The following is a 20,981-nucleotide window of genomic DNA, read 5'->3' as shown; positions in this document are numbered from 1 at the left end:
CCCCCTCGGGTGACCGTGCCGGCACAGTCGGTGACGCCGGCTCTGGCTCGCAAGCTACCGCACCCGACGCCGTGGCGCAGCGAGGTGCGCGGGGCCGCCCGCCCCGGACCGGCCGCCGGTTTGCCCAGTTCGGAGCGGGGGTACCGCGATCTGAGCACCCGGCCGTCGGCGGGGCGAGGACGAGGAGTTGTCGATGCGGACGCTGGACGGGCGGTACCGGCTCGAGCAGCGCATCGGCGTGGGCGGCATGTCCGAGGTGTGGCGGGCGTACGACCAGGTGTTGGACCGGCCGGTCGCGGTGAAGCTCATCTCCCCCGGTCGCGACGACCGGGACGGGCCGGTGGACCGGATCCGCGCGGAGGCCCGCTCGGCGGCCCGCCTCGAACACCCGAACGTGGCGAGCGTGCACGACTTCGGCACCTCCTCGACGTGGCCCGGCCGACCGGTGCCCTACATCGTCATGGAACTGGCCGAGGGTGAGACGCTCGCCGTGCACCTGCGCTCCGGCCCGCTGGACTGGCAGATCGCGGTGCGCGTCTGCGCGGAGGTCGCCGCCGCGCTGGCCGCCGCGCACGCCGAGGGCATCGTGCACCGCGACGTCAAGCCCGCCAACGTCATGCTCACCCCGGCCGGGGTGAAGGTGCTCGACTTCGGCATCGCCATCGCCGCCGGGACACTGGATCCGATGCCGTCCGGGATGGTGCTCGGCACCCCGGCGTACCTGGCGCCCGAGCAGCTCAACGAGGCGCCGGCCACCCCGGCGGCAGACATGTACGCCCTCGGCGTGCTGCTCTACTACAGCCTCACTGCCCGCCTGCCCTACCAGGCGGCGACCGCCAGCGAACTGCTCGACGTACGTCGCTGTCAGCCGCCGGAGCCGCTGCCCGACATCCCCGGGCTGCCGCCGGAGGTCGCCGAGCTGTGCCACTCCTGCCTCGCCGACGACCCCGCGCACCGTCCGACAAGCCTGGTCGCCGCGCTGCTGCTGGCCGAGGCCGTGGACGCCCGGGTGTACGTGCCGATGACGATCCCGACGACCCGACGGCAGGCCCCGACATCGCCGTGGACCGAACGGGCCGCCGCGGAGGCCACCGAGGCGGTGGCGGTGGCCTCCGAGCCGAACCTCCCCTCGGCGCGCTGACCGCACGACGGTTTCGCCGGGCGGTACGGCGTTTCGCGGGGCGGCGGCGGGGTAGCCGGCCTGGTGAGCGACGGGAGAAACGCGATGCCGGATCAGAGTTCCTGGCTGCGTGAGGCCACAGCGACCGCCGAGGGCGGTCACGTACGCACCGACGATGGCGGGCTCTCCACCGCGCTGGCCTCACCGCTGGCGCCGCACTGCACCGGGCTGACCCCGGAACAGTTGCTGGCCGCGGCCTTCGCCTCCTGCCTGCATCATGCCGCGGTGGAGGTGGCCGGGGAGATCACCGACGAGGCCCACACGGTGCAGGTCCGGGCGGAGGCGAAGCTGGGGCGGGACAACGACGGCCGGTACCGGGCCGACGTGCACGCGGAGATCTCCTCAGCCGGCCTGAGCCGGGATCAACTGGCCGACCTGGTCGAGTACGCCGACCGGCTCTGGCCGTTCTCCAGCAGCGACGCCAGCCGACACCGACTGACCGTCACCCCAGCCGAGAACGGCCGACACTGACGCCGCCACCCTGCCCCACACCCCGCCGATCGGGCTGAGACACCCTGGCCGTTCGGCCTGGTTGGCATGGGCTGTTCGGATGAGGCTTTGAGGTGGCTTCGTGTGGGGGTGGCGGGCTGGCGGTGTGAGCGCAATCGGCTGGCAAGTCGGGAATAACCGTCTGGGGTGATCCGCGAGGTTGATCAGCTTCGCTCAGGCTTTGCCCACTAAAGTCGGCATCATCAGGGCAAATTGTGGCGCATGCCACCGTACGGACCGATGGCATCGGGCATTCAGCTCTTTAGCCTCGGCAGGTGCATCCCGACGACCCCTCCGCCCAGAAGCTGACCGACGCGCGCCCGACCACCCTTTCGGACGACGCCGCATCAACCGAACGGACGATCGGCCGTCACCGCGCTCCCGAACCGTCCCGGCGCGCCCTGCTGGGCTCGACCCCGGTGCGGGTGGCGCTGGCCACCGGCGTCACCTGCTGCCTCGGCCTCGTGGCGGTCGCCACCGCGCGCGGCAACGACGACACCGCCCGTACGGTCGAGCCGCTCGCCGAGGCGGTGGCCGACCGCGCGGCGATCGCCGACGAGCGCGCCTCCCGGTCGCTGGACCGTGACGCCGCCCCCGCCCGGATCCTGCCCAGCCCGACGGCGAAGCCCACGCCCACTCCCACCGTCGTCCGCAAGGCGCCCAAGAAGCCGGTGAAGCCCCGCCGCCCGCGACCCGTCGCCGGCCTCGACCAGGCCCAGATGGACAACGCGAAGATCATCGTGGACGTCGGCCTGGAGATGAAGATGCCGCGCCGCGCCCTGGTGGTGGCGCTGGCCACCGCCATGCAGGAGAGCAACCTCTACAACCTGGCCAGCGACGTCCTCCCGGAGTCGGCCGAATACCCGAACCAGGGCAGCGGGTCCGACCACGACTCGGTCGGGTTGTTCCAGCAGCGGCCCAGCAGCGGCTGGGGCACGGTGGCGCAGCTGATGCGCCCGTCGTACGCCGCGCGGGCCTTCTACACAGCGCTCAACGAGATCCCCGGCTGGCAGGACATGAGTGTGACGGCCGCGGCCCAGTCCGTGCAGATCTCCGCCTTCCCGGACGCGTACGCCCAGCACGAGGACCGGGCGACCACCGTCGCGGCGGCGCTCACCGCCTGAGCCGGGCACCCACGCCCGCGCCCCGCGCGTCTCAGCGGCGGCCTTGCGGCTCCGCGCCCGCCTCCGGGCCGCCGACTCCGACCCGCCTGCCCGGTACGCCAGCCGCCGCGGTGGGAGTGTCGGCGGGCACCTGATCAACGGTCACCTGACTGAGGATGTCGTCCACCCGCGCCTCACGCCGGCGACGGGCGTCCAGCGCCGCCTCGAAGTCACGTCGGGCCTGCACGGCCTCCGCGTACGCCCGCTCCCGGACCCGCCGTGCCTCCTCGCGGGCCTCGTCCAGCTCGACGCGGGCCTGGGCCAGGATCTCGGCGGCCTCGCGCCGCACCGCGTCACCGGCGTGCCGGGTGACGGCGGTGTTGCCCAGGTCCAGCCGCTGCAGGAGCCCGCTGAGCCAGGCCGCCTCCTGGCGGATCTCGTCCCATTCCCGGGCCGCCCCGGCCGCGCCCTCGGCCCGCGCCGCGAGCCGGGACAACCGGATCCCCAACTCGTCCAGGCAGTAATCCACCTGTCGCTTGTCGTAACCGGTCTCAACGACGGAGAACCTCATACTGTCGCCCCCAGGTAGCCGCTGTTACTTCCCCACCTGGATCCTCGGCCGCGACCGCTCGCGCCGAGGGGGTTCGGGAAAAATGTTCAGCATGCGCGCAGGTGGCGCGGGCGTCAGACGCGCTTGGGCAGCACGACGACCCGGCCGAAGAACTCGTCGATGCGGCGGACCACGTCGTTGAAGTCGTCCAGGTCGATCGGCTTGGTGACGTACGCGTTGGCCTGCAACGTGTAGCTCCCGACGATGTCGGTGTCGGCGTTGGAGGTGGTCAGCACGACGATCGGGATGGTCCGCAGATCCTCGTCCTGCTTGACCGCACCGAGCACCTGCCGACCGTCCATCCGCGGCATGTTCAGATCCAGCAGGATCACGTCCGGTCGGCGGGCCTGCTCGTGCCGGCCCTCGGCGCGGAGAAACTCCATCGCCTCCTCGCCGTCACTGACCACATCAATGATCTTGTCGACGTCGGAGTCCGCCAGCGCCTCCTCGATCATCAGCACGTCACCCGGGTCGTCGTCGACCACCAGAATGCGTACCGGCTGCGGGCTGTCTACGCCCATCACTACCTGCCTCGGAGTCGACGGGTACGGGACCCTGACGGTCACCGCGCTGGCGGGGAAATGCTGGCGGGGAAATCTAGCCCATCAGGAAGCACTGCGGGACGCGGGGTCGACCGACTCCGGTTCGTAGCGCAACACGTCGGCCAGGCCGGTCACCCGCAGCACCCGCTCGACCCGCCCGTGGGCGCCGGTGAGCCGGAGCCACCCGCCATCGGCCGCCGCCTGGTTGTCGCCCCGGACGAACACGGCCATCCCGGTGGAGTCGCAGAACGTGAGGTCGGTCAGGTCGAGCAGCAGCCGCGTCTCGCCCGACGCGGTGAGCCGGTCGATCGCGGCGGTCAACTCGGGGGCGGTGCTCAGGTCCAGCTCGCCAGCGAGCCGCAGGCGGGCGCCACCACCGTCGCGCTCGACGTAGTTGACGCTGAACGTCACCGTTCTCCCCCTCGCTCCACCCTTGGGTGGGACGTTTGCAGTCCGGCAAGTATACGCAGAGGTGGAGTGTCCGCCGCCGGGCGCGGTGATCGATCCGGAGGCCACCAGCGGGTCGGTCAGCGGGCGGCGCCGGCAAGCGTGGAGCAGCCCAGCGCCAGCGCCCGCGCCGCCCGGGGGAAGTCCCGCAACGCGGCGGCGTAGTGCTCCAGCGGCAGGACAATCGCCGCGACGGGCACCCCACGACTGCCCAGGATCCCCGTCAGCCACTCCACGAACTCGGTGAACAACGAGGCGTCGTCGACGTAGACCGCCGCGGCCAGGAAATCCACTATGTGGCCCAGGTCGCTCACTGTCGCGTCGAGCTGCGCGGCGGTGTACGCCCGTGCCGCCGGCACCCGCTCGCGCAGCTCCGCCAACGCGCTGTCGATCAGCTCACCGCGACGCCGCACCAGACTGGCGTACTCGTCGTCGGCCAGGTGGGCCAGCCGCGCCGAAGGCACCCCACGCAACGCCCGCTCGTCGGCGATCAGCTCGGCCGCCGAGGGCGCGTCCGGCGCCCAGGCCACCCCGAGCCGGCTCGCCCACCGGCCGTCCGCGCCGAACCCGCGCCCGCCGACCACCACCGGCACGTCCGAGCGGCGACAGGCCTCGATCATCCGGTGGGCGTACGGCAGGCGCATCGGCAGCGCGCACGCCAACGCGACCGCGTGCGCGTCGTAGCGGTGCAGGTACGACACGAGGTGCGCCGCGGGCACGCTGGCGCCCAGGAAGGTCACCTGCCACCCGCGTAACCGCAGCACCTCGGCCACCAGCCGGGGCGGCAGCGCGTGCCACTCGCCGTCCATGCAGGCGACCACGACCCGTCCGCCGGTCGGTCGCGCCGTGACGTGCGCGGACACCGCCGCCACCACCTGCTCGCTGATGTGGGTGGCCGCGTGCTCCTGGGCGACGCTCCACTCGTTGCGCGCCCACCGTTCGCCCACCTCGGCCTGGGCGGGCGCGACCAGGTCGAGCAGCACCCGCTCCGCAGGGACACCCGCGTCGAGCAGGCCGATCGCCAGATCGGTCGCGGCGTACTGGTCGGCGTCGGCGAGGTGGTCCAGGTAACCGGAGTACGCCTCGCCGAGGTCGGTGGTGGCCGTGGCGGCGGTCACGCGTCAGCTCCCTCTGTCTGGTCGATGCCGGCGGGCACCGAGTGCAGGTGCCGCGCCCCGCGCCCGCTCAGGCCGGCCGCCCGCAGCGCCAGCACGGCGATGTCGTCGTGGTCGCCCTGTGCCAGCCAGTCGCAGGTGACCTGCTCGACCCGTTCGGCGAGGGCTGGCGCGGGCATCCGCTGGCAGCCGGTCAGCGCGGTGACCAGCCGCTCGGGGCCGAACTGCTCGTCGCCGCGCCGGCCGCCCCGGGCCTCGGTCACGCCGTCGCTGTAGAGCAGGCAGGTCTCGCCCGGGGCCAGCCGCACTGTCACCTCGCCGACCCGGGGGTCGGGCACCACCCCGATCAGCATGCCGCGCAACGGTACGGTCTCCACCTCGCCGGAGGCCCGCAGCACCAGCGGTGGCAGATGACCGCCGCCGGCCATGGTGAGGGTGAGGCCACCGTCGCGCTCCGGGCGGGCCACGCCGAGCACTATGGTGGCGAAGCGGCCCTGGCCGTGCGCCAGGGTGGTCTCCAGCAGCGCGTCGTTGAGCAGCCGCAGCAACCGCGCGGGGTGCGACTCCAACCGGTGCAGCGCCTGGAGGCACTGGCGCAGTTGGCCGGTGAAGACGGCGGCCTCGACGCCCTTGCCCGACACGTCGCCGAGGAAGAACACCGAGCCACCGTCGGTGAGCCGGTGCGAACCGTAGAAGTCGCCGCCGATGCGCAGCCCCGCCTGCGCGGGCCGGTACGCGGTGCCCCACTGCACGCCGACGGCCTCGACCGGCTCGACCGGCAGCAGACTGGCCTGGAGGGTGTCGGCCACCTCCGCCTGGTCCCGGTAGAGCAGCGCGGTGGTCAACGCCGCGCCGGCGCGGGCCGCGAAGGCACGGGCCAGCTCCACGTCGTCCTCGTCGTACCAGCGGGTGGCGCGGCGGGCCACCAGCAGCACACCGACCGGCGCGTCGCGGCCGGGCAGCGGGACGACCCGGGCGGCGCTCTCGCCGCCGACGAGCCCCGGCAGCCAGCCGGCGTCGACCGCCTGTTCGACCAACCAGTCCACCGCGTGCGGCTCGGCCCCGGTCAGCCCGTCGGCGATAGCGGTCGGCAGCTCCCCGCCGGCCAGCACGCCGCTGTCCACCGTCGGCGCCTCGTCGTCGGTGCGCGAGGCCCGCCACCAGCGGGCTCGGCCGGCCCGTGGGGCGAGCACCAGCACCGCCACCTCGGCCAGGGTCGGCACAGCGAGTCGGACGACCGCGGCGGCGGCCCGGTCCGGGTGCAGGGGGTTGCCCAGCTTGTCGCCGACCACGGCCAGGAACGCCGAACGCGCGCGTTCGGCGAGCAGCGCGTCGGCGCGGCTGACGCTGTCGGTGATGTCCTCGACGTACCAGCAGCAGCGGCCGCCGGAGAGTGGCACCTGGCGGGCGGTGAGCCGGCGTTCGCGGTGGGTGAAGCCGCCGGCGACGCCCTCGCTCAGCCCGGGCACAGCGGCAGCGCTGAGCAGCTCGCCGCACGTCACCTCGGGCAGCAACCGCTCGGCCACCGGGCTGACGTGCCGCACTATCCCGTCGGCGTCGCAGACCACCAGGCCCTCACGGAAGTGCTCGACGACCTCGAACCAGTCGGGCGCGGCCTGGCCCCGGTCGGGGGCCAGCGCCGGCAGGGCCGCAGTGGGCTGGCGAACGTCGGCGGGCCATGCCGAGGGGCGTGTCGTGCTCGGCGTGGAGAGCCGTCCGTCGCCTGGGTCCCATTCCCTGACGTCGGAAGCAGTCACCAGCTGAGCCTCACTCCTTCTCGTTCACCGAACCCGTGCCGGAACCGGCGTCTGTGGTCAAAACTCTCCAGCCCACCCTACGCCCGCAGCCGGATAGCGGCATCTCACGGCAGGTGGCCGGCCCCGCCCCGGCGGGGCGCCGGACGAGGCCACGGGCACGCGTTGCCGCCCCCGCTTTGCGTTTTGTCGCCCGACAAGGAAAATGGTGGGATGCCCGACCAGCTGTTGACCATCGAGACAACCCGGCTCTCCGCCGGGCAGGTCCGACTCCGGCTGACCGGCGAGCTCGACTACGACAGCGCGCCCGAGCTGATCGCCGCGGCGGCCGAGCTGCGCGGCGACGGCGACGCCCCGGTGCTTGTCGACCTGACCGGGGTGACCCTCTGCGACTCCTCCGGGCTCAGCGCGTTGCTGGTGGTGCACCGCGCCGCCGGAGCGATCCGACTGACAGGTGTCAGCCCACAGCTTCAGCGGATGCTGGACCGCACGGGCCTGAGTGAGTTGCTGGCCGAGGCGTACGCCGACGGCGACGTGCGCGCCATCGGCTGATCCGCGGGCCACCCCGAAAGCGAACGGGGATGGCCCCCGACCCTGGGACCTGGGGTCGGGGGCCGGAGGAATGTCTAGGGTGCCGTCATCGGCTGGAGCCGGGGTCCGTCCTCGCGCAGCTCGCCGATCGGGCTCGGGTCGACGTCCTCGGGCTCCCCCGAATCGGGCGTCTGGTACAGGTAGCGGACGAACTGCCCACCCGCCTCGTTGTCGTCCGCGCCGGGCCACTGACCGATGCAGTCCATCCCGATCACCTCGCGGCCGGTCCCGTCGGCCTCCTCCAGCAGCGCCCAGAGGCTCACCGGGTAACACCTGGTGAGCTCGGGTGTGAGCTGCCAGCGGGCGTACCAACCGGGTCGGGCGGGGACGATCTCGACAACTTCCTTCATGACGACCTTCCTTCCGCGTACCTCGGAAGAACTCCGGTCCTGACCCGATCGTGCGGGCCGTGCGGGTGAGCACCCCTCACCCCCGCCGGATGAAGCGTGGCGCAGACCCAGTCGACCCGGCCGGCGGCCTCCGTTTCGTCCTCCGGGACGGCGGGAAGGCGACTGGCGCAGCAACGATCCCCAGCGGAAGGGGTTCCACCATGCGCAAGCAGATGGAGGGCGACAACCAACGGCGCCGGGCGCTGGCCCGGCAGGCCCGCGAACAGAATCGCCAGCCCAGCGAGATCGGCGCCAGCCTGAGCGCCTCCAAGCAGCTCACGAGCCTCGATGCGGGTAAGCGTGCCGGCCCACCAGCGGCCGGACCGCACAAACCGGACACCACGCGCGGCGGGCCGGCACCGCCGGCGGTCGGTAGCGCCGACAATCCGCGTCCCCAGCCGTCCCCGCCGAGCGGCGCGGCCGGTGTGAGCAGCATGGGCTACCACGACCTGGTCGACGAGGTCCGGCGTCGCGCCGGGGTCGACTTCAAGACGGCGAAGGTGGGCACCGAGGCGACGGTGCTGGTCCTCGCGTTCGCCCTGGAGGCCGCCGAGCGGCAGCGGCTGCTCGCCGCGGTGCCGGCGTCGCTGCACGACGTGCTGCCGGTCGACGGCGTCGAGCGGCACCAGGACCTGCCCGGCTTCCTCGCCGAGGTGGGCCGGATCAGCGGCAACACCCCGGAGCAGGCCCGGTACCAGGCGGAGGCGACCATCGCCGCGCTCGCCGAGCAGGACGGCGACCTGGTCGAGTCGTTGCACGTACCCGACGGACTGCGCGACCTGCTGAACCCGCCGGAGGCCGGCGGTGGCCTCGTCGGCGCCTCCACCACCACGCCCACCCTGGACGCCGACGAGATCAGCGCGGCGCTGGACGACCTGCCCTACTGGGCGGGCGACAGCCAGGGCCTCTACCGGGTGGTCGCGCTGCCGCCCGACAACCTGGACCGGGTGCTCGCCCGACTCGACCGGCTACGCCAGGACAGCGGCCGCGGCCCGAGCATCGGGCGTCCCGGCGACACCGCCGCCGTGTTGACAGTGCGCACCAACCAGGCCAACGGGGTGACCGCGCTCGACGTGGACCTCGCCCGCCAGATCGACGCCGCGATCGACGAGGTGGGGGCCGGGATGGCCGGCGGCTGACCGGCCACCGCGACATCGACGGGCCGGCGGGCCGGCGGGCCGGGGCAACCCCGATCCGCCGGCCCGTTCGCCGTGCCGGGCCACCGGCCGGATGCGCCGTGGGCTCGGCTAGCGTGCCGGATATGAGCCGCGCCGCCGACCGGCTGGAACTGGTCGCCGACCCGGTCCGCCGGACCGGGCGGACACTGCTGTCCGCCGGGGTTGAGCAGTCGTACGTGGATGTCGAGGATCCGCGCCACCTGCACTTCGAGTACGTCCGGCGGATCGCGTCGGCGGTGGCGGTGGCGGCCCCGGCGGGCGCACCGCTGAGCGTGCTGCACCTGGGCGGCGGCGCGTTGACACTGCCCCGTTGGCTGGCCGCCACCCGGCCCGGCTCCCCACAACGGGTCGTCGAGCGGGACGCCGCGGTGGTCGATTTGGTGGCCCGGGAGTTGCCCCCGCTGCCGCCGGAGGTGCGGGTGGAGGTCGCCGACGCCCGGGACGCCCTGACCGCCACCCCGGACGGCCGGTACGACCTGGTGATCGCCGACATCTACCGCGCGGCCCGGATGCCCGGGCACGTGCGGACCGTCGAGTTCGTCGCCGAGGTGGCCCGCACCCTGCGCCCCGACGGGTGGTATCTGGTCAACGTCACGGACCTCCCGCCACTTGCCGGTACCCGGGCTCAGGTGGCCACGTTGCGGGCTGTCTTCGCCGACGTGTGCGTGGTCGGCGACCGGCGGATGCTGCGCGGCCGCAGGTACGGCAACCTGGTGCTCGCCGCGACCTCCCGCCCCGGCGGGCTGCCGGTGGCCCGGCTGGCGGTGGCCGCCCTGCGCGACCCGGTGCCCGGCGGACTGCTGCACGCCGCCGCGCTCGACACGTTCGTCGCCGGTGCCCACCCCGTCACCGACGCGGACGACAACTCCCGCCACTGATCACCGTTGCGCCCCCAATGCCGGGTTTCCGACGGCGTGCGCGGGGAAGGCCGCCGGATGAGCAACACCGACGATCGGGGCACCGCGCGCCGAACCCTGATCGTGATCGGCCTGGTGCTGGCGACCGCGCTGGCGCTGGGCTTCGTGTACGCGACCCGACGGGTGCTGGTCTGGGCGGTGGTCGCCGCGTTCTTCGCCGTCGCGCTCAAACCCCTCGTGGACCGGCTGCAACGCCGCCTCGTCCGCCGGCGGGCACTTGCCACGCTGCTGGTGTTCCTCGCCGCGTTCGTGCTGCTGGCGATCCTGGCCGCGCTCATCCTGGTGCCGCTGTTCGGGGAGCTGGGCCGCTTCGCCGACCGCGCGCCCGAGCTGCTGCGGGAGGCCCGCGCCGGGCGGGGCCCGGTGGGGCAGGTGCTGGAGCGCACCGGGGCACGGCGCTACGTCAGCGAGCACTCTGAGCAGCTCCGCGACCTCGGCGGCCGGCTGCGCCAACCCGCGGTCGGTGTCCTGCGCGGCGTCGTCGAGTCGGTCGCCGGGCTGGTCACGGTCATCGTTCTCGCGTACCTCATGGTGTTGGAATCGCCGCGGATCACCCGCGGCCTGCTCGCGGCCGCCGGGGACGGTCAGGGCGAGCGGGTACGGCGGGTGGGCCGGGAGGTGTCGCGCAGCGTCACCGGCTACCTCACCGGGAACCTGCTGATCAGCGTGATCTGCGGGGTGTTGACCTTCCTGGTGTTGACCCTCACCGGGGTGCCCTTCGCGGCCGTGATCGCCCTGCTGGTGGCGGTGGCCGACCTGATACCGCTGGTCGGGGCGACGCTCGGCGCGGTGATCGCGGCCGGCGCCGGCTTCCTGCACTCCCCCACCGCCGGGGTGGTGGTGCTCGTCTTCTTCGTGGTCTACCAACAGGTGGAGAACCACCTGCTCCAGCCGCTCATCCTGTCCCGCGCGGTCCGGCTGAACCCGTTGACCGTGCTGGTCAGCGTGCTGCTCGCGGCGGAGCTGGCCGGTCTGCTCGGCGCGCTGCTGGCCATCCCCGCCGCCGGCATCATCCAGACCCTGCTGCGCGAGTACGGCCCCCGCCGGCTTCGGCCCGCCCCGCCGGCTGGTCCGGCCGCGCGGTCGGCCGGCCCCACCGAGTGACCGGCCCGGTCGGTGCCCGCTCACTCAGCGGGATCGGCTTGCGACCTCGGGTGTGGTGCTCTCCAACGGCACCGCGTTGGCCGGCACCAGCCCCAACTGGACCGCGGACCGGGTCAGCGCGGCGTCCAACGCCCAGTCGGCGCTGACCCGCGTGCGGTTCCCCGGCATCGCCATCAGGTGGTACGCGCGGGTGACCGCCTTCGCCGGCAGCCCGGCCAGGTTGACCTGCAACGGGTTCGCCGCCGCGTCCTTGCCGCCCAGGTCGACGACCCAGCCCAGGTCGTGGTGCTTGTACGGCTTGCGCCGGCCGAACCCGTACGACGCGGCGATGTTGTGCGCCACCCGCTTGCCCTGCCGCTGCGCGTGCTGGGCCGTCATCCCGCACACCTTCCCCGGGTTGACCAGATCGGGCACGGCAGCGGCGTCGCCGCACGCGAACACCTCCGGGTAGCCCGGAACGTTGAGGAACTCGTCGGTCACCAGCCGACCCCGGTCGGTCCGCAGGCCCAACTCGTTGACGAACGGGTCGGGGCGCACCCCCACACACCACACGAGCGTGCAGGTCGGGATGTACTCACCGTCGGTGAGCTTCACCCCGTCGCAGGTCGCCTCGGCCACCGAGGTGCCCATCCGCACGTCCACCCCACGCCGGTTGAGCACCTTGTGCGAGGTGTCCGACATCCGCTTGTCCAACTCCGGCAGCACCCGGGTTGCCACGTCGAGCAGCATCCAGCGGGGGCGGACGGTGAGCCGGGGCCGCTGGGCGTGCAGCGCGTCGGTGAACAACTGCCCGTGCGCCGCGACCTCGGTGCCGGTGTAACCCGCCCCGACCACCACGAACGTGGCACGGGCCTGCTGCTCGGCCGGGTCCTCGGCCTGCTCGGCCAGCTCGATCTGCCGGACGATGTGATCGTGCAGGTAGACGGCCTCGGGCAGGCCGCGGAAGCCGTGCGCGTACTCGGTCACCCCCGGGATGGGCAGCAGCTTGTTGACGCTGCCCACGGCGAGCACCAGCCGGTCGTACGCCAGCCGGTTCTTCTCCCCCTCGGCCTGGGTGAAGCCGACCCAGCGGTTCTGCAGGTCGACGTGGTCCGCCTCGCCGATCACCACGCGTACACCCTTGAGCGTTCCGGTCAGCGGCACGGCGATCCGTTTGGGCTCGACCACCCCGGCCGCCACCTCGGGCAGCAACGGCAGGTACAGGAAGTAGTCGGTGGAGTTCAGCACCACGATCTCGGCCCGGTCCCGGGCGATCCGGCTCAACGTCTTCGCCGCGTGGTAACCGGCGAACCCGGCCCCCACGATCACCACACGAGGTTTCGTCATTGCGGGCCGTTTCCCGTCGAGGCCCCGGACAAACGTCCCTGCACCGGCGCGTCCCGTTCGGTGACGTCGTGTCCAGGTAGTTCACAAGATCGCAACCCGGGTTCCGGCAACTCCCCGGCGCGCCCAGAGCGTTGACGACGAGTACACAGTCCCCGACCGCTGGAGCTCACCGGTGCGTTACCGATCCACAGTCGCCGTCCTGGCGTCCCTGACGCTGCTCGCCGGCTGCACAGCAGACCCACCCACCGCAGCCACCTCGGGTGGTACCTTCTCGGCCCCGTCCGGCGAACCGACGCTCTCCGGCCCGTACGCGGCCTGGGCGGCGGGTGTCTCGAAGCCGGTAGTCGACCCGCTCTATCCCGATCGCGGCACCGACGCGGTGGACGTCCTGCACTACGGGCTGGATCTGAACTGGTCGCCCACCAAGCGCACCCTCACCGGCACCGCGACGGTGCACCTGCGCCCGACCCGGGACGCGCAGTCGGTGAGCCTGGACTTCAAGCCGTACGCCATCGACACCGTGACCGTCGACGGCAGGAACGCCACGGGCGCGGTCTCCCGCGAGAAGCTCGTGGTCGAGACGCCGGTCCGCGCGGACGTGCCGATCACCCTCGTGGTCGGCTGCCACGGCAGACCGTCGACCACGTCGTGGCCGACCAAGCGCGGCGACGCGCACCCGCTGGGGTTGACCGTCGACAGCGAGGGCGGAATCTGGACGATGCAGGAGCCGTTCGGCGCGTTCACCTGGTACCCGGCCAACGATCACCCCTCCGACGAGGCGCTCTACGACATCGCGGTCACCGCCCCGAAGGGTTGGACGGGTGTGGCCAGCGGCACCCCGGTCGGGCAGAGCGGCAACACGTTCGCCTACCGCAGCACCGCCCCGGTGGCGTCGTACGCGACCACCCTGGCCGTCGGCAGGTACAAGAGGTTGACGGCCACCGGGCCGCGCGGCATCCCGGTCACCACCTGGTACCGCGCGAAGGACGCCCGGTACCTGCCGATGCTCAAGCGGTCCCCGGCCTTCCTGACCTGGCTGGAGGAGCGCTTCGGCCCCTACCCGTTCGACTCGGCGGGCCTCGTCATGGTCGAGTCGAACTCCGCCATGGAGACCCAGCAGATGGTCACCCTCGGCGAGGTCCAACCGGCCCGCGGCGATCAGATGTTCGACCTCACCACCCTGCACGAGTACGCCCACCACTGGTTCGGGGACGCCGTCACGCTCACCGACTGGCGCGACATGTGGCTCAACGAGGGCTGGGCTCTCTACGTGCAGAAGCTCTACGAGAAGGACAGGTACGGGCTCTCGAACGCCGAGCTGGTGACATCGAGCCGGCAACGTGACAGCGAACTGCGCAAGGAGTACGGCCCGCCGAGCAAGCCGGACCCCGCCGAGTTCGGCGCGACGAACGTCTACACCTGCGGCGCCGCGATGCTGCGCCAACTGCACCAGGCCCTCGGCGACGAGCGGTTCTTCGCGTTGGCGCGCGGCTGGGTGCAGGAGAACCTGCACACCCAGCAGACCAGAGCGACGTTCACCGCGTACGTCAACAGGAAGACCGGCCACGACTTCACCGCGCTCATCGACGCGTGGCTGGACTCCCCCACCACACCGCCGGAGACCGGCCCGCTCCCGCAGTGACGCTCTGACGTCGGCCCGGCCGCGCCGGGCCGACGGTCACACGGCGGTGGGCGCGGTGATCGCCCACCGCTCGTGGTCGCGCCAGGCGCCGTCGATGAACAGGTAGTCCGGGGAGAAGCCCTCCAACCGGAAACCGAGCTTCTGGGCCACCCGCCGCGACGGCTCGTTGCCCGGCTGGATGTTCGCCTCCAGCCGGTGCAACCCGACCGAGGTGAACGCGTGGTCGATCACCAGGGCGACGCCCGCCGAGGCGTGCCCGGTCCCGCTGTACGGCAGGAAGGCCGCGTACCCGAGGTAGCCACCACGCAGCGCACCCAGCACGATTCCGCTGATGTTCACGTAGCCGGCGATCTCACCGCTGGCCCGGTCGCAGATCAGGTAGCCGGCGCTGTCGCGGCGACGGATCCGGCGCAGATAGAGGTCGTACTCCTCGGGGGTGGCCGGCGCGGCCAACCACGGGTGGTGCAGGTCCTGACTGCGCCGCACGGCGGCGACGAACTCGTCGGAGTCGGTGGGCCGGGGCCGCCGGATCGCGGCGGGACCACCGCTACGCAGGTATCTCACGGCGGATCACTCTGACCGACAGGTGCCGCCGTTGTCCAACCAGGCACCGCGTGTCAGCAGGCTGAACTCCTGACCGTCGGGGTCGGCCAGCACCAGTCGGCCTACGCCGTCCTGGGCGGAGTCGATGCGGGTCGCCCCGAGCGAGAGCAGCCGGTCAACCTCGGCGTGTTGGTCGACGTCAGCAGCCGGCGCGATGTCGAAACGCACCCGGTCCCTGCCGCCGTTCGGCATCAGCGGTGGGCCACCCCAGCTGATCTTCGTGCCGCCGTTCGGTGACTGGATCGCGGTCTCCTCGCCCTGGTCCCACACCAGCGGCCACCCCAGCGCCTGGCTCCAGAAATAGCCGACCGCCTGCGAACCGTCACAGGCCAGCGCACCGACGAAGCCGCAGCCGGCGAGGAAGTTGTTGCCCGGCTCGATGACGTCGAACTCATTGCCCTCAGGGTCGGCGAGCACGACGTGATCGATCTCCGGGCCCTGCCCGATGTCGGTGTGCCGCGCGCCGAGTTCCAGTGCCCTGGCCACCGTCTGCCGCTGGTCCTCCAGCGAACTGCTCGTCAGGTCGAAGTGCATCCGGTTCTGGACGACCTTCGGCTGCTCCGTCGGCACGAAACGCAGCCGGAGATCGGTGTCGGCTCTCGGCAGGACCAGGACGCCGTCCTGCGGATCCTCCACCATGTCCCGACCCAGGAGCCCGGACCAGAACCGCCCGAGGCGGACGGGCTGGGCCGCGTCGAAGCTGATCGCGAACAGGTGAGACGTCATGGGGCGGAAGCCTAGGGACGGGCCGGGCGCCCCGCACCCGAGTATTCGGTGGGACGTGCAGCGTTGTGATCCACTGGCCCGGTGAGCCGAAATCCCTCCAGCCCCGCAGCCGACGTCGAGGTGCGACTGGCGGCAGAGTCGAACGTCTGGCTGTGCACGTTGCGGCGCGACGGCTCCCCGCATCTGACGCCGGTCTGGTTCGTCTACGTCTCCGCGACGTTCTGGATCGGTTGCGAAAGCCGCAGCGTCAAGGCCCGCAACGTCCTGACCGACCCACGGGTGTCCCTGGCCCTGGAGGGCGGCGACGCGCCAGTGGTCGCGGAAGGCACCGCCCACGTACACCGAGGCGGCTTCCCGAGCACTGTCGTCGCGGCCTTCGCGGGCAAGTACGACGGCTGGGACGTCGGCAGGCAGGTCCGCCCGGACAGCGAGCGGCTGCTGCTGGAGATCCCCGTCCGGCGGTGGCTGCTCGCCGGAACCGCGCAGTGAGTCGTCGATGCGGGGAACCGGTCAGAGCGGGCCGGGGAAGGTCTGCTCCATCGGCATCGGCACCTGGAGGAAGGTGGTGCCGCGCATGTCCAGCCAGGCCCGGTCGGGCCCGCGCACTAGGCGCACCATCACCTCCTCGCAGGAGGGGCAGCGGGCGACGAGGCCCGGGGCGTGCGAGTAGACGTGCAGACTGGCCATCGAGCCGGTCATCCCGCAGTTCTCGCAGCGGCCCATCGCGCTGCTCAGGTCGACGGTGAACAGCTCACGCATCGGGCCGTCGAGCATGTTGCCGTCCAGGTACGACATCTCGGTCATCGGAATCTCCTCGGCACTGCGTGAGCGAGCGGGTGGTCAGCCGGTGGGGCCGAAGCGTTCGGTCTTGACCCGACGCGACGGGTGCCCCAGGCCCACCAGCAGGTCGGCCACGGTCTCCACGAACGCGGTCGGGCCACAGACGTAGGTGAGCGGTTCCAGGTCCGGCGGCCACCCGTGCGTGTTGACGTCCGCCAGCCCGATCCGGTGCGGATCACCGCGCCAACCCTCGGGCGCCTCGCGGGTGTAGACGTACGCGACGTCCAGGCCGAAGTCGTCGCGGACCCGGCGGCGCAGTTCGTCGGCGTAGATCACGTCGCCGGGGGTGCGCACCGAGTAGATCAGCCGGAACGGCGCCTTGCTGCCCACTGCCCGCCGTGCCCGGATCATCGCCATCAACGGCACGACGCCAGAGCCACCGGCCACGAGCTGCACCGGCGCGGTCTCCTCGGGCCGCCAGATGAACCAGCCACCGAGCGGTCCGCGTACCTCCACCGGGTCACCGGCACCAAAGACATCAATGAGGTACGGGGACACCTCGCCGTCGTGCACCCGCTGCACCGTCACCTCGATGCGCGGGCCTCCGGGCCCGTCCACCGCCGGTCCGGCGAGGGAGTACGACCGGGCCGCCTGGTAGCCGTCCGGGGCGGTCAACCGCAGGTCGACGTGCTGCCCGGGCAGGTGCCCCGGCCAGTCCGGCACCTCCAACACCAGGGTCTGCGCGGTGGGTGTCTCCACCCGGCGCTCGACCAGCCGGCCAACCTGCCAACGGTTGGGCGTCCGAGGCTGGGTGCTCGTCGCCACGGCGCGCTCAGTCACCCTGGTACCGCTGTTCGCGCCACGGGTCGCCGTAGTCGTGGTACCCGGCGGTCTCCCAGAACCCCGGCTCGTCCATCGTCTTGAGCCGGATGCCGCGCACCCACTTGGCGGACTTCCAGAAGTACAGGTGCGGCACCAGCAGTCGCGCCGGCCCACCGTGCTCGGCCGGCAGCGGGGCGCCGTCGAAGGTGTGCACCACCCAGGCCTGACCGCCGCGCAGGTCGTCGAGCGGCAGGTTGGTGGTGTACCCGCCGTAGGAGTGCGCGAGCGCGAAGTGCGCCCCCGTGTCGACGTCGGCGAGCAGCGTGTCCAGTGAGACGCCCTGCCAGGTGGTGCCGAGCTTGGACCAGCGGGTGACGCAGTGGATGTCCACCATCGGCGTCTCCTGCGGCAGGGCCATCAGCTCCTGCCACGACCAGCGGTGTTCGTTGCCGTTCTCGGCGGAGATGACGAACTCCCAGGTGTCCAGTGACACCCGGGGCGTCGGGCCGGCCGAGAGCACCGGAAAGTCCTCGGTCAGATACTGACCGGGTGGCAGGGCCGGTTCCTGCGTTCGGGGCCGACCCTGGAAGCCCGGTGACACGATTCCCATTGCACAGTCGTACCACCCGCGCCGGCCGAGGCGGGAGCTTTCCCGCGTACCCCGTCGTCAGCCGGCGCGGCGCGGTCAGTGCCGTTCGGCGACGACCTTGCGGTCCTCGGGCAGGTCGCCGCCCCGGGTGGCGCGCAGGCTGGTCATAGTGACCACCACCAGCACACCGATGATCACGCCGAGCGAGGCCAGGGTCGGGATCTGCGGCACGCTGTCCCAGATGCCGTGCGCCCAGTGCAGACCCAGCTTGAGGCCGATGAACGCGAGGATGATCGCCAGGCCGTAGCTGAGGTGCACCAACCGGCTCAGCGCCGCGTGCAGGACGAAGTAGAGCGCCCGCAGGCCGAGCAGGGCGAACGCGTTGGTGGCGAACACCAGGTACGGGTCCTCGGTGATGCCGTAGACCGCCGGGACCGAGTCGACGGCGAAGACGACGTCGGTGGCGAGCACCGCGACCACCACCAGGGCGAACGGCGTGAGTGCTCGCCTCGCGCCCTGCCGGACGGTCATCTTGGTGCCGTGGTAGTCGTCGACCACCGGCATGACCTTGCGCAGCAGCTTCACCGAACGCATGTTGTTGATGTCGACTTCCTGCTGATGCCCGGACAAGGCATCGCGCAGCAGCTTCACCGCGGTGGCGATGAGGATGATCGCGAAGAGCAGGAAGGCGAAGTCGAGGGTCTGCAACGCCGCCGCGCCGAGGGCGATGAAGACGGCCCGCAGCACCAGCGCGCCGGCGATGCCGTAGAGCAGCACCCGCTGGGCGAGCACCGCCGGCACCGCGAACGCCGCCAACAGCAGCATGAAGACGAAGAGGTTGTCGACCGAGAGCGACTTTTCCACCAGGTAACCGGTCAGGTACTCCACGCCCTGCTGGGAGCCGAAGCGGGACCAGATCCAGGCGCCGAACGCCAGCGGCAGCGCTATGTAGAACGCCGACCAGCCGATGGCTTCCCGCATGGACACCTCGTGCGGGCGACGCGTGACCAGGAAGTCCAGCACCAACAGCAGGAGTACGCCAATGATGGTGACCGCCCACAGCGTGGGCGTGCCCACCGACGACAGGTCACTGGCGGCGGACAAATACGACACTTGACTCATGTGGGGTCTCCTCGAACACCGTCATGTTCGAGGTCTCCTTCACCCACCACCTGATGGGCAACCACCCGAGGCACGCCGGGCGCGCCGTACTGACCGGAATGGTTCGTGGGAAGTACTCCCCTCGCACGACAAGGTTAGGCCAGGCTGAATCGCCACGCCAAGCGGGACATCGATGGTTGCCCTGGTAAACCGCTGTGTGCCCGGTACGAGCGCTGTCAGCCGCGGCGCAGCGTCGCGCCCGGGGCCATCGCCTGCTCGACCAGGCCCCGATAGTCACGCGGCAGTTGAGTCGCCACGTCATCGAACTCGCCGCCGGTGATCGCCTCGCGCAGCGTGGTGAAGACCGCCCGACTGGCGTCCCGGGCGGCGGGCTCCTGCACACCGGCGCGCAACGCGACCCGGGCGACGAACTCCGCCGCGCCGAACCGGTCCGCCTGCTCGGTGCTCGGGCTCGGTTTCAACACCAGTTGCAACGGTTGGGGCAACTGGGCGGCCAGGTCCAGGACCTCACCACCTGTCAACCGCTCGGCGAACGTCTCCAACACGGCCCTGGTCAGCTCCACCGCCCGCTCGGACGACGTGGCGGTGCGCTGGGAAACCTGGTCGATGAAGGTGTCGTAGTTCATCGCGTACTCCCTTGGGCTCGCGTCGGCGCCTGCGGGTACCCGCGGCGGCGCAGGAGAAACGGCCCGGGGTTTCCTCCGCCGGCGGGCGTGACCTGCCGGCGGGCGGGTAACCGCCGCCGGTCGTCACCACATCGATGCCCGAGGGAGCCCACGCCATGGCGAGCTACGCCGACGTCCTGCAGTACCTGTCGAGCCTGGACTACCCGGCCGAGAAGAACGACGTGGTCCGCGAGGCCGAACGGGAGGGTGCCCCGCCGGACGTGCTGAAGGCGCTGCGCGCCCTGCCGCCTGTCGACTACGCCAACGGGACCGAGGTGGCCCGGTCGGCAGGTATCGAGGCGGCGCCCGAGGTGGGCCCCGCGCAGCGGGCCGAGCAGGCCCGGGACAAGAAGCACAACCGGGTCTCGCAGCACCTGCGCGGCATCTGACCCGGCAGTGGCGCCCACCGCCTCGCCCCAGGAGCGGCCGGGATGACCCAGACCGGCCCCGACCGGCCAGCGGACGTGCGTTTCCCGGCTGCTGCGAAGCAGCTCGCTGTGGTGGCGGTGGTCGGCGTCGTCGCCGGCTGCGTCTTCGCGCTGCTGCTACCCCTGCCGCTCGCCGCGCTGGCAGGCTGGGACGTGGGCGCGCTGAGCTGGCTCGTGCTGGTCTGGCACAAAATCTGGCCGATGGACGCCGAGCGGACCGCCCAGCTGGCCGTCCACGAGGACCCGAACCGGGCGGTCCGGGACGCCCTGCTACTCGTCGCCTGCCTGGCCAGCCTGCTTGCCGTGGGGTTGGTCGTGGCCAGCGCGCAGAGCGCGCCCCCCGGGACGGCCCGGGAACTGCACAGCGGCCTGGGCGTGCTCAGCGTGGTGCTCTCCTGGTTCGTGGTGCACACCGTGTTCGCCGCCCGGTACGCCCGGATCTACTACACCGGCCCGGACGGCGGGGTGAACTTCAACCAGCCCGAACCGCCGTGCTACTCCGACTTCGCGTACGTCGCGTTCACCATCGGGACGACGTTCCAGATCTCCGACACCAACCTGACCAGCAACGAGATGCGTCGTACGGTGCTGCGGCACTCGATGGTGTCGTACCTGTTCGGGGCGTTCATCATCGCCGTGACAGTGAACCTGCTGGCGGGGTTGGCCCGCTGAGGGCACCGGCCTGCTGTCGCTTTTCGGCTGCGCCGTCCCCCGGAGCGCGACACGGGGCGGGGCCGATCGAAGGGCCGGGACAGGCGGGCGCCCCTGGTCACGAACCGCGACCCAGGGCGCCACGCAAGCCTGCCCAGGCGGTGAACCGCATCCGAACCGGTCGCGGTCACCAGGCGGTGGAGGCCCA

Annotated in this window: 25 protein-coding genes; 11 read left to right on the top strand and 14 right to left on the bottom strand. The window is 72.0% G+C overall.

The features are described from left to right. Positions 1 to 193: 193 nt before the first annotated feature. The 3 genes from ACQP0U_RS13805 (at position 194) to ACQP0U_RS13795 (ending at position 2,793) form a co-directional block, all read left to right on the top strand. Positions 194 to 1,141, top strand: coding sequence for a serine/threonine-protein kinase (locus ACQP0U_RS13805; RefSeq protein ID WP_433319240.1), 948 nt, complete (start codon positions 194 to 196; stop codon positions 1,139 to 1,141). An 84-nt stretch (positions 1,142 to 1,225) separates the two neighbouring features. After that, positions 1,226 to 1,651, top strand: a complete 426-nt coding sequence (locus ACQP0U_RS13800; protein ID WP_124819422.1) for an OsmC family protein — start codon at positions 1,226 to 1,228, stop codon at positions 1,649 to 1,651. Between the two features lie 293 nt (positions 1,652 to 1,944). Continuing rightward, positions 1,945 to 2,793 carry a hypothetical protein gene (locus ACQP0U_RS13795; RefSeq protein ID WP_433319237.1) on the top strand — a complete coding sequence of 283 codons (849 nt, stop codon included), beginning with the start codon at positions 1,945 to 1,947 and terminating at the stop codon, positions 2,791 to 2,793. A 31-nt stretch (positions 2,794 to 2,824) separates the two neighbouring features. Here the strand turns inward: ACQP0U_RS13795 and ACQP0U_RS13790 are convergent, their stop codons facing one another. The 5 genes from ACQP0U_RS13790 to ACQP0U_RS13770 all read right to left on the bottom strand — a co-directional run bounded on the left by ACQP0U_RS13790 (position 2,825) and on the right by ACQP0U_RS13770 (position 7,243). Continuing rightward, positions 2,825 to 3,343 (bottom strand): ATPase, encoded by a 519-nt coding sequence (locus tag ACQP0U_RS13790; protein WP_433319235.1) that lies wholly within the window; start codon positions 3,341 to 3,343, stop codon positions 2,825 to 2,827. Positions 3,344 to 3,456: 113 nt separating this feature from the next. Then, entirely contained in the window at positions 3,457 to 3,903 is a 447-nt protein-coding gene (locus tag ACQP0U_RS13785; protein ID WP_433319232.1) for a response regulator, read from the bottom strand. A gap of 84 nt (positions 3,904 to 3,987) precedes the next feature. Beyond that, a complete protein-coding gene (locus ACQP0U_RS13780; protein ID WP_433319229.1) occupies positions 3,988 to 4,335 on the bottom strand; it encodes an STAS domain-containing protein in 348 nt (115 codons plus the stop codon). A gap of 116 nt (positions 4,336 to 4,451) precedes the next feature. Beyond that, positions 4,452 to 5,489 carry a cobalamin B12-binding domain-containing protein gene (locus tag ACQP0U_RS13775; RefSeq protein ID WP_433319224.1) on the bottom strand — a complete coding sequence of 346 codons (1,038 nt, stop codon included), beginning with the start codon at positions 5,487 to 5,489 and terminating at the stop codon, positions 4,452 to 4,454. Continuing rightward, entirely contained in the window at positions 5,486 to 7,243 is a 1,758-nt protein-coding gene (locus tag ACQP0U_RS13770) for a PP2C family protein-serine/threonine phosphatase (protein ID WP_433319221.1), read from the bottom strand. Before ACQP0U_RS13770 ends, ACQP0U_RS13775 begins: the two co-directional genes overlap by 4 nt. Before the next feature lie 210 nt (positions 7,244 to 7,453). Here ACQP0U_RS13770 and ACQP0U_RS13765 point away from each other — a divergent pair, with 210 nt between their 5' ends. Beyond that, on the top strand, positions 7,454 to 7,792 hold the full coding sequence (locus ACQP0U_RS13765) for an STAS domain-containing protein (protein ID WP_433319218.1): 339 nt from the start codon (positions 7,454 to 7,456) through the stop codon (positions 7,790 to 7,792). 74 nt (positions 7,793 to 7,866) lie between these two features. Here ACQP0U_RS13765 and ACQP0U_RS13760 read toward each other — a convergent pair whose 3' ends face one another. Continuing rightward, positions 7,867 to 8,181, bottom strand: coding sequence for a hypothetical protein (locus ACQP0U_RS13760; RefSeq protein WP_433319215.1), 315 nt, complete (start codon positions 8,179 to 8,181; stop codon positions 7,867 to 7,869). Between the two features lie 200 nt (positions 8,182 to 8,381). Here ACQP0U_RS13760 and ACQP0U_RS13755 point away from each other — a divergent pair, with 200 nt between their 5' ends. The 3 genes from ACQP0U_RS13755 (at position 8,382) to ACQP0U_RS13745 (ending at position 11,419) form a co-directional block, all read left to right on the top strand. Continuing rightward, positions 8,382 to 9,359, top strand: coding sequence for a DUF2267 domain-containing protein (locus ACQP0U_RS13755; protein ID WP_433319212.1), 978 nt, complete (start codon positions 8,382 to 8,384; stop codon positions 9,357 to 9,359). Between the two features lie 122 nt (positions 9,360 to 9,481). Then, positions 9,482 to 10,276 (top strand): spermidine synthase, encoded by a 795-nt coding sequence (locus ACQP0U_RS13750; RefSeq protein ID WP_433319209.1) that lies wholly within the window; start codon positions 9,482 to 9,484, stop codon positions 10,274 to 10,276. A gap of 57 nt (positions 10,277 to 10,333) precedes the next feature. Beyond that, on the top strand, positions 10,334 to 11,419 hold the full coding sequence (locus ACQP0U_RS13745) for an AI-2E family transporter (RefSeq protein ID WP_433319206.1): 1,086 nt from the start codon (positions 10,334 to 10,336) through the stop codon (positions 11,417 to 11,419). A gap of 24 nt (positions 11,420 to 11,443) precedes the next feature. Here the strand turns inward: ACQP0U_RS13745 and ACQP0U_RS13740 are convergent, their stop codons facing one another. Beyond that, the gene (locus ACQP0U_RS13740; RefSeq protein ID WP_433319203.1) at positions 11,444 to 12,745 is read right to left on the bottom strand and encodes an NAD(P)/FAD-dependent oxidoreductase; all 1,302 of its coding nucleotides are present in this window, start codon (positions 12,743 to 12,745) and stop codon (positions 11,444 to 11,446) included. A 172-nt stretch (positions 12,746 to 12,917) separates the two neighbouring features. Here ACQP0U_RS13740 and ACQP0U_RS13735 point away from each other — a divergent pair, with 172 nt between their 5' ends. Then, positions 12,918 to 14,387: a M1 family metallopeptidase gene (locus ACQP0U_RS13735; RefSeq protein WP_433319200.1), complete on the top strand. Its 1,470-nt coding sequence runs from the start codon at positions 12,918 to 12,920 to the stop codon at positions 14,385 to 14,387. A 36-nt stretch (positions 14,388 to 14,423) separates the two neighbouring features. Here ACQP0U_RS13735 and ACQP0U_RS13730 read toward each other — a convergent pair whose 3' ends face one another. Continuing rightward, on the bottom strand, positions 14,424 to 14,951 hold the full coding sequence (locus ACQP0U_RS13730; protein WP_433319198.1) for a GNAT family N-acetyltransferase: 528 nt from the start codon (positions 14,949 to 14,951) through the stop codon (positions 14,424 to 14,426). Between the two features lie 6 nt (positions 14,952 to 14,957). Continuing rightward, positions 14,958 to 15,716, bottom strand: a complete 759-nt coding sequence (locus ACQP0U_RS13725) for a VOC family protein (protein WP_433319195.1) — start codon at positions 15,714 to 15,716, stop codon at positions 14,958 to 14,960. 81 nt (positions 15,717 to 15,797) lie between these two features. Between ACQP0U_RS13725 and ACQP0U_RS13720 the strand changes: the two genes are divergently transcribed. Then, the gene (locus tag ACQP0U_RS13720) at positions 15,798 to 16,205 is read left to right on the top strand and encodes a pyridoxamine 5'-phosphate oxidase family protein (RefSeq protein ID WP_433319192.1); all 408 of its coding nucleotides are present in this window, start codon (positions 15,798 to 15,800) and stop codon (positions 16,203 to 16,205) included. Between the two features lie 21 nt (positions 16,206 to 16,226). Here ACQP0U_RS13720 and ACQP0U_RS13715 read toward each other — a convergent pair whose 3' ends face one another. The 5 genes from ACQP0U_RS13715 to ACQP0U_RS13695 form a co-directional block, all read right to left on the bottom strand. After that, complete coding sequence (locus tag ACQP0U_RS13715; RefSeq protein WP_433319189.1) at positions 16,227 to 16,520, bottom strand: DUF6510 family protein; 294 nt, start codon at positions 16,518 to 16,520, stop codon at positions 16,227 to 16,229. A 36-nt stretch (positions 16,521 to 16,556) separates the two neighbouring features. Further along, on the bottom strand, positions 16,557 to 17,321 hold the full coding sequence (locus tag ACQP0U_RS13710; RefSeq protein ID WP_433320804.1) for a ferredoxin reductase: 765 nt from the start codon (positions 17,319 to 17,321) through the stop codon (positions 16,557 to 16,559). 7 nt (positions 17,322 to 17,328) lie between these two features. After that, the gene (locus tag ACQP0U_RS13705) at positions 17,329 to 17,928 is read right to left on the bottom strand and encodes a sulfite oxidase-like oxidoreductase (protein ID WP_433319186.1); all 600 of its coding nucleotides are present in this window, start codon (positions 17,926 to 17,928) and stop codon (positions 17,329 to 17,331) included. 75 nt (positions 17,929 to 18,003) lie between these two features. Then, positions 18,004 to 19,029 (bottom strand): TerC/Alx family metal homeostasis membrane protein, encoded by a 1,026-nt coding sequence (locus ACQP0U_RS13700; protein ID WP_433319183.1) that lies wholly within the window; start codon positions 19,027 to 19,029, stop codon positions 18,004 to 18,006. Between the two features lie 215 nt (positions 19,030 to 19,244). After that, positions 19,245 to 19,655 carry a DUF2267 domain-containing protein gene (locus tag ACQP0U_RS13695; RefSeq protein ID WP_357593901.1) on the bottom strand — a complete coding sequence of 137 codons (411 nt, stop codon included), beginning with the start codon at positions 19,653 to 19,655 and terminating at the stop codon, positions 19,245 to 19,247. Between the two features lie 155 nt (positions 19,656 to 19,810). Between ACQP0U_RS13695 and ACQP0U_RS13690 the strand changes: the two genes are divergently transcribed. Further along, positions 19,811 to 20,083: a DUF2795 domain-containing protein gene (locus tag ACQP0U_RS13690; RefSeq protein WP_184186396.1), complete on the top strand. Its 273-nt coding sequence runs from the start codon at positions 19,811 to 19,813 to the stop codon at positions 20,081 to 20,083. A gap of 42 nt (positions 20,084 to 20,125) precedes the next feature. Next, on the top strand, positions 20,126 to 20,794 hold the full coding sequence (locus ACQP0U_RS13685) for a DUF1345 domain-containing protein (RefSeq protein WP_433319179.1): 669 nt from the start codon (positions 20,126 to 20,128) through the stop codon (positions 20,792 to 20,794). Positions 20,795 to 20,981 lie beyond the last annotated feature (187 nt).

This window comes from Micromonospora sp. CA-269861 (assembly GCF_050948505.1).
Classification (GTDB): domain Bacteria; phylum Actinomycetota; class Actinomycetes; order Mycobacteriales; family Micromonosporaceae; genus Micromonospora.
Note: the sequence above shows the minus strand (reverse complement) of the source record. Positions and strands in the feature narration are given on the sequence as shown.

Excerpts from the sequence above, each read along its gene's own strand:
- ACQP0U_RS13785 (WP_433319232.1), bottom strand. The coding sequence starts at position 3,903 with ATGGGCGTAGACAGCCCGCAGCCGGTACGCATTCTGGTGGTCGACGAC.
- ACQP0U_RS13745 (WP_433319206.1), top strand. The coding sequence starts at position 10,334 with ATGAGCAACACCGACGATCGGGGCACCGCGCGCCGAACCCTGATCGTG.
- ACQP0U_RS13800 (WP_124819422.1), top strand. The coding sequence starts at position 1,226 with ATGCCGGATCAGAGTTCCTGGCTGCGTGAGGCCACAGCGACCGCCGAG.
- ACQP0U_RS13760 (WP_433319215.1), bottom strand. The coding sequence starts at position 8,181 with ATGAAGGAAGTTGTCGAGATCGTCCCCGCCCGACCCGGTTGGTACGCC.
- ACQP0U_RS13740 (WP_433319203.1), bottom strand. The coding sequence starts at position 12,745 with ATGACGAAACCTCGTGTGGTGATCGTGGGGGCCGGGTTCGCCGGTTAC.
- ACQP0U_RS13790 (WP_433319235.1), bottom strand. The coding sequence starts at position 3,343 with ATGAGGTTCTCCGTCGTTGAGACCGGTTACGACAAGCGACAGGTGGAT.
- ACQP0U_RS13700 (WP_433319183.1), bottom strand. The coding sequence starts at position 19,029 with ATGAGTCAAGTGTCGTATTTGTCCGCCGCCAGTGACCTGTCGTCGGTG.
- ACQP0U_RS13750 (WP_433319209.1), top strand. The coding sequence starts at position 9,482 with ATGAGCCGCGCCGCCGACCGGCTGGAACTGGTCGCCGACCCGGTCCGC.
- ACQP0U_RS13685 (WP_433319179.1), top strand. The coding sequence starts at position 20,126 with ATGACCCAGACCGGCCCCGACCGGCCAGCGGACGTGCGTTTCCCGGCT.
- ACQP0U_RS13765 (WP_433319218.1), top strand. The coding sequence starts at position 7,454 with ATGCCCGACCAGCTGTTGACCATCGAGACAACCCGGCTCTCCGCCGGG.
- ACQP0U_RS13705 (WP_433319186.1), bottom strand. The coding sequence starts at position 17,928 with ATGGGAATCGTGTCACCGGGCTTCCAGGGTCGGCCCCGAACGCAGGAA.
- ACQP0U_RS13755 (WP_433319212.1), top strand. The coding sequence starts at position 8,382 with ATGCGCAAGCAGATGGAGGGCGACAACCAACGGCGCCGGGCGCTGGCC.
- ACQP0U_RS13805 (WP_433319240.1), top strand. The coding sequence starts at position 194 with ATGCGGACGCTGGACGGGCGGTACCGGCTCGAGCAGCGCATCGGCGTG.
- ACQP0U_RS13695 (WP_357593901.1), bottom strand. The coding sequence starts at position 19,655 with ATGAACTACGACACCTTCATCGACCAGGTTTCCCAGCGCACCGCCACG.
- ACQP0U_RS13725 (WP_433319195.1), bottom strand. The coding sequence starts at position 15,716 with ATGACGTCTCACCTGTTCGCGATCAGCTTCGACGCGGCCCAGCCCGTC.
- ACQP0U_RS13690 (WP_184186396.1), top strand. The coding sequence starts at position 19,811 with ATGGCGAGCTACGCCGACGTCCTGCAGTACCTGTCGAGCCTGGACTAC.
- ACQP0U_RS13715 (WP_433319189.1), bottom strand. The coding sequence starts at position 16,520 with ATGACCGAGATGTCGTACCTGGACGGCAACATGCTCGACGGCCCGATG.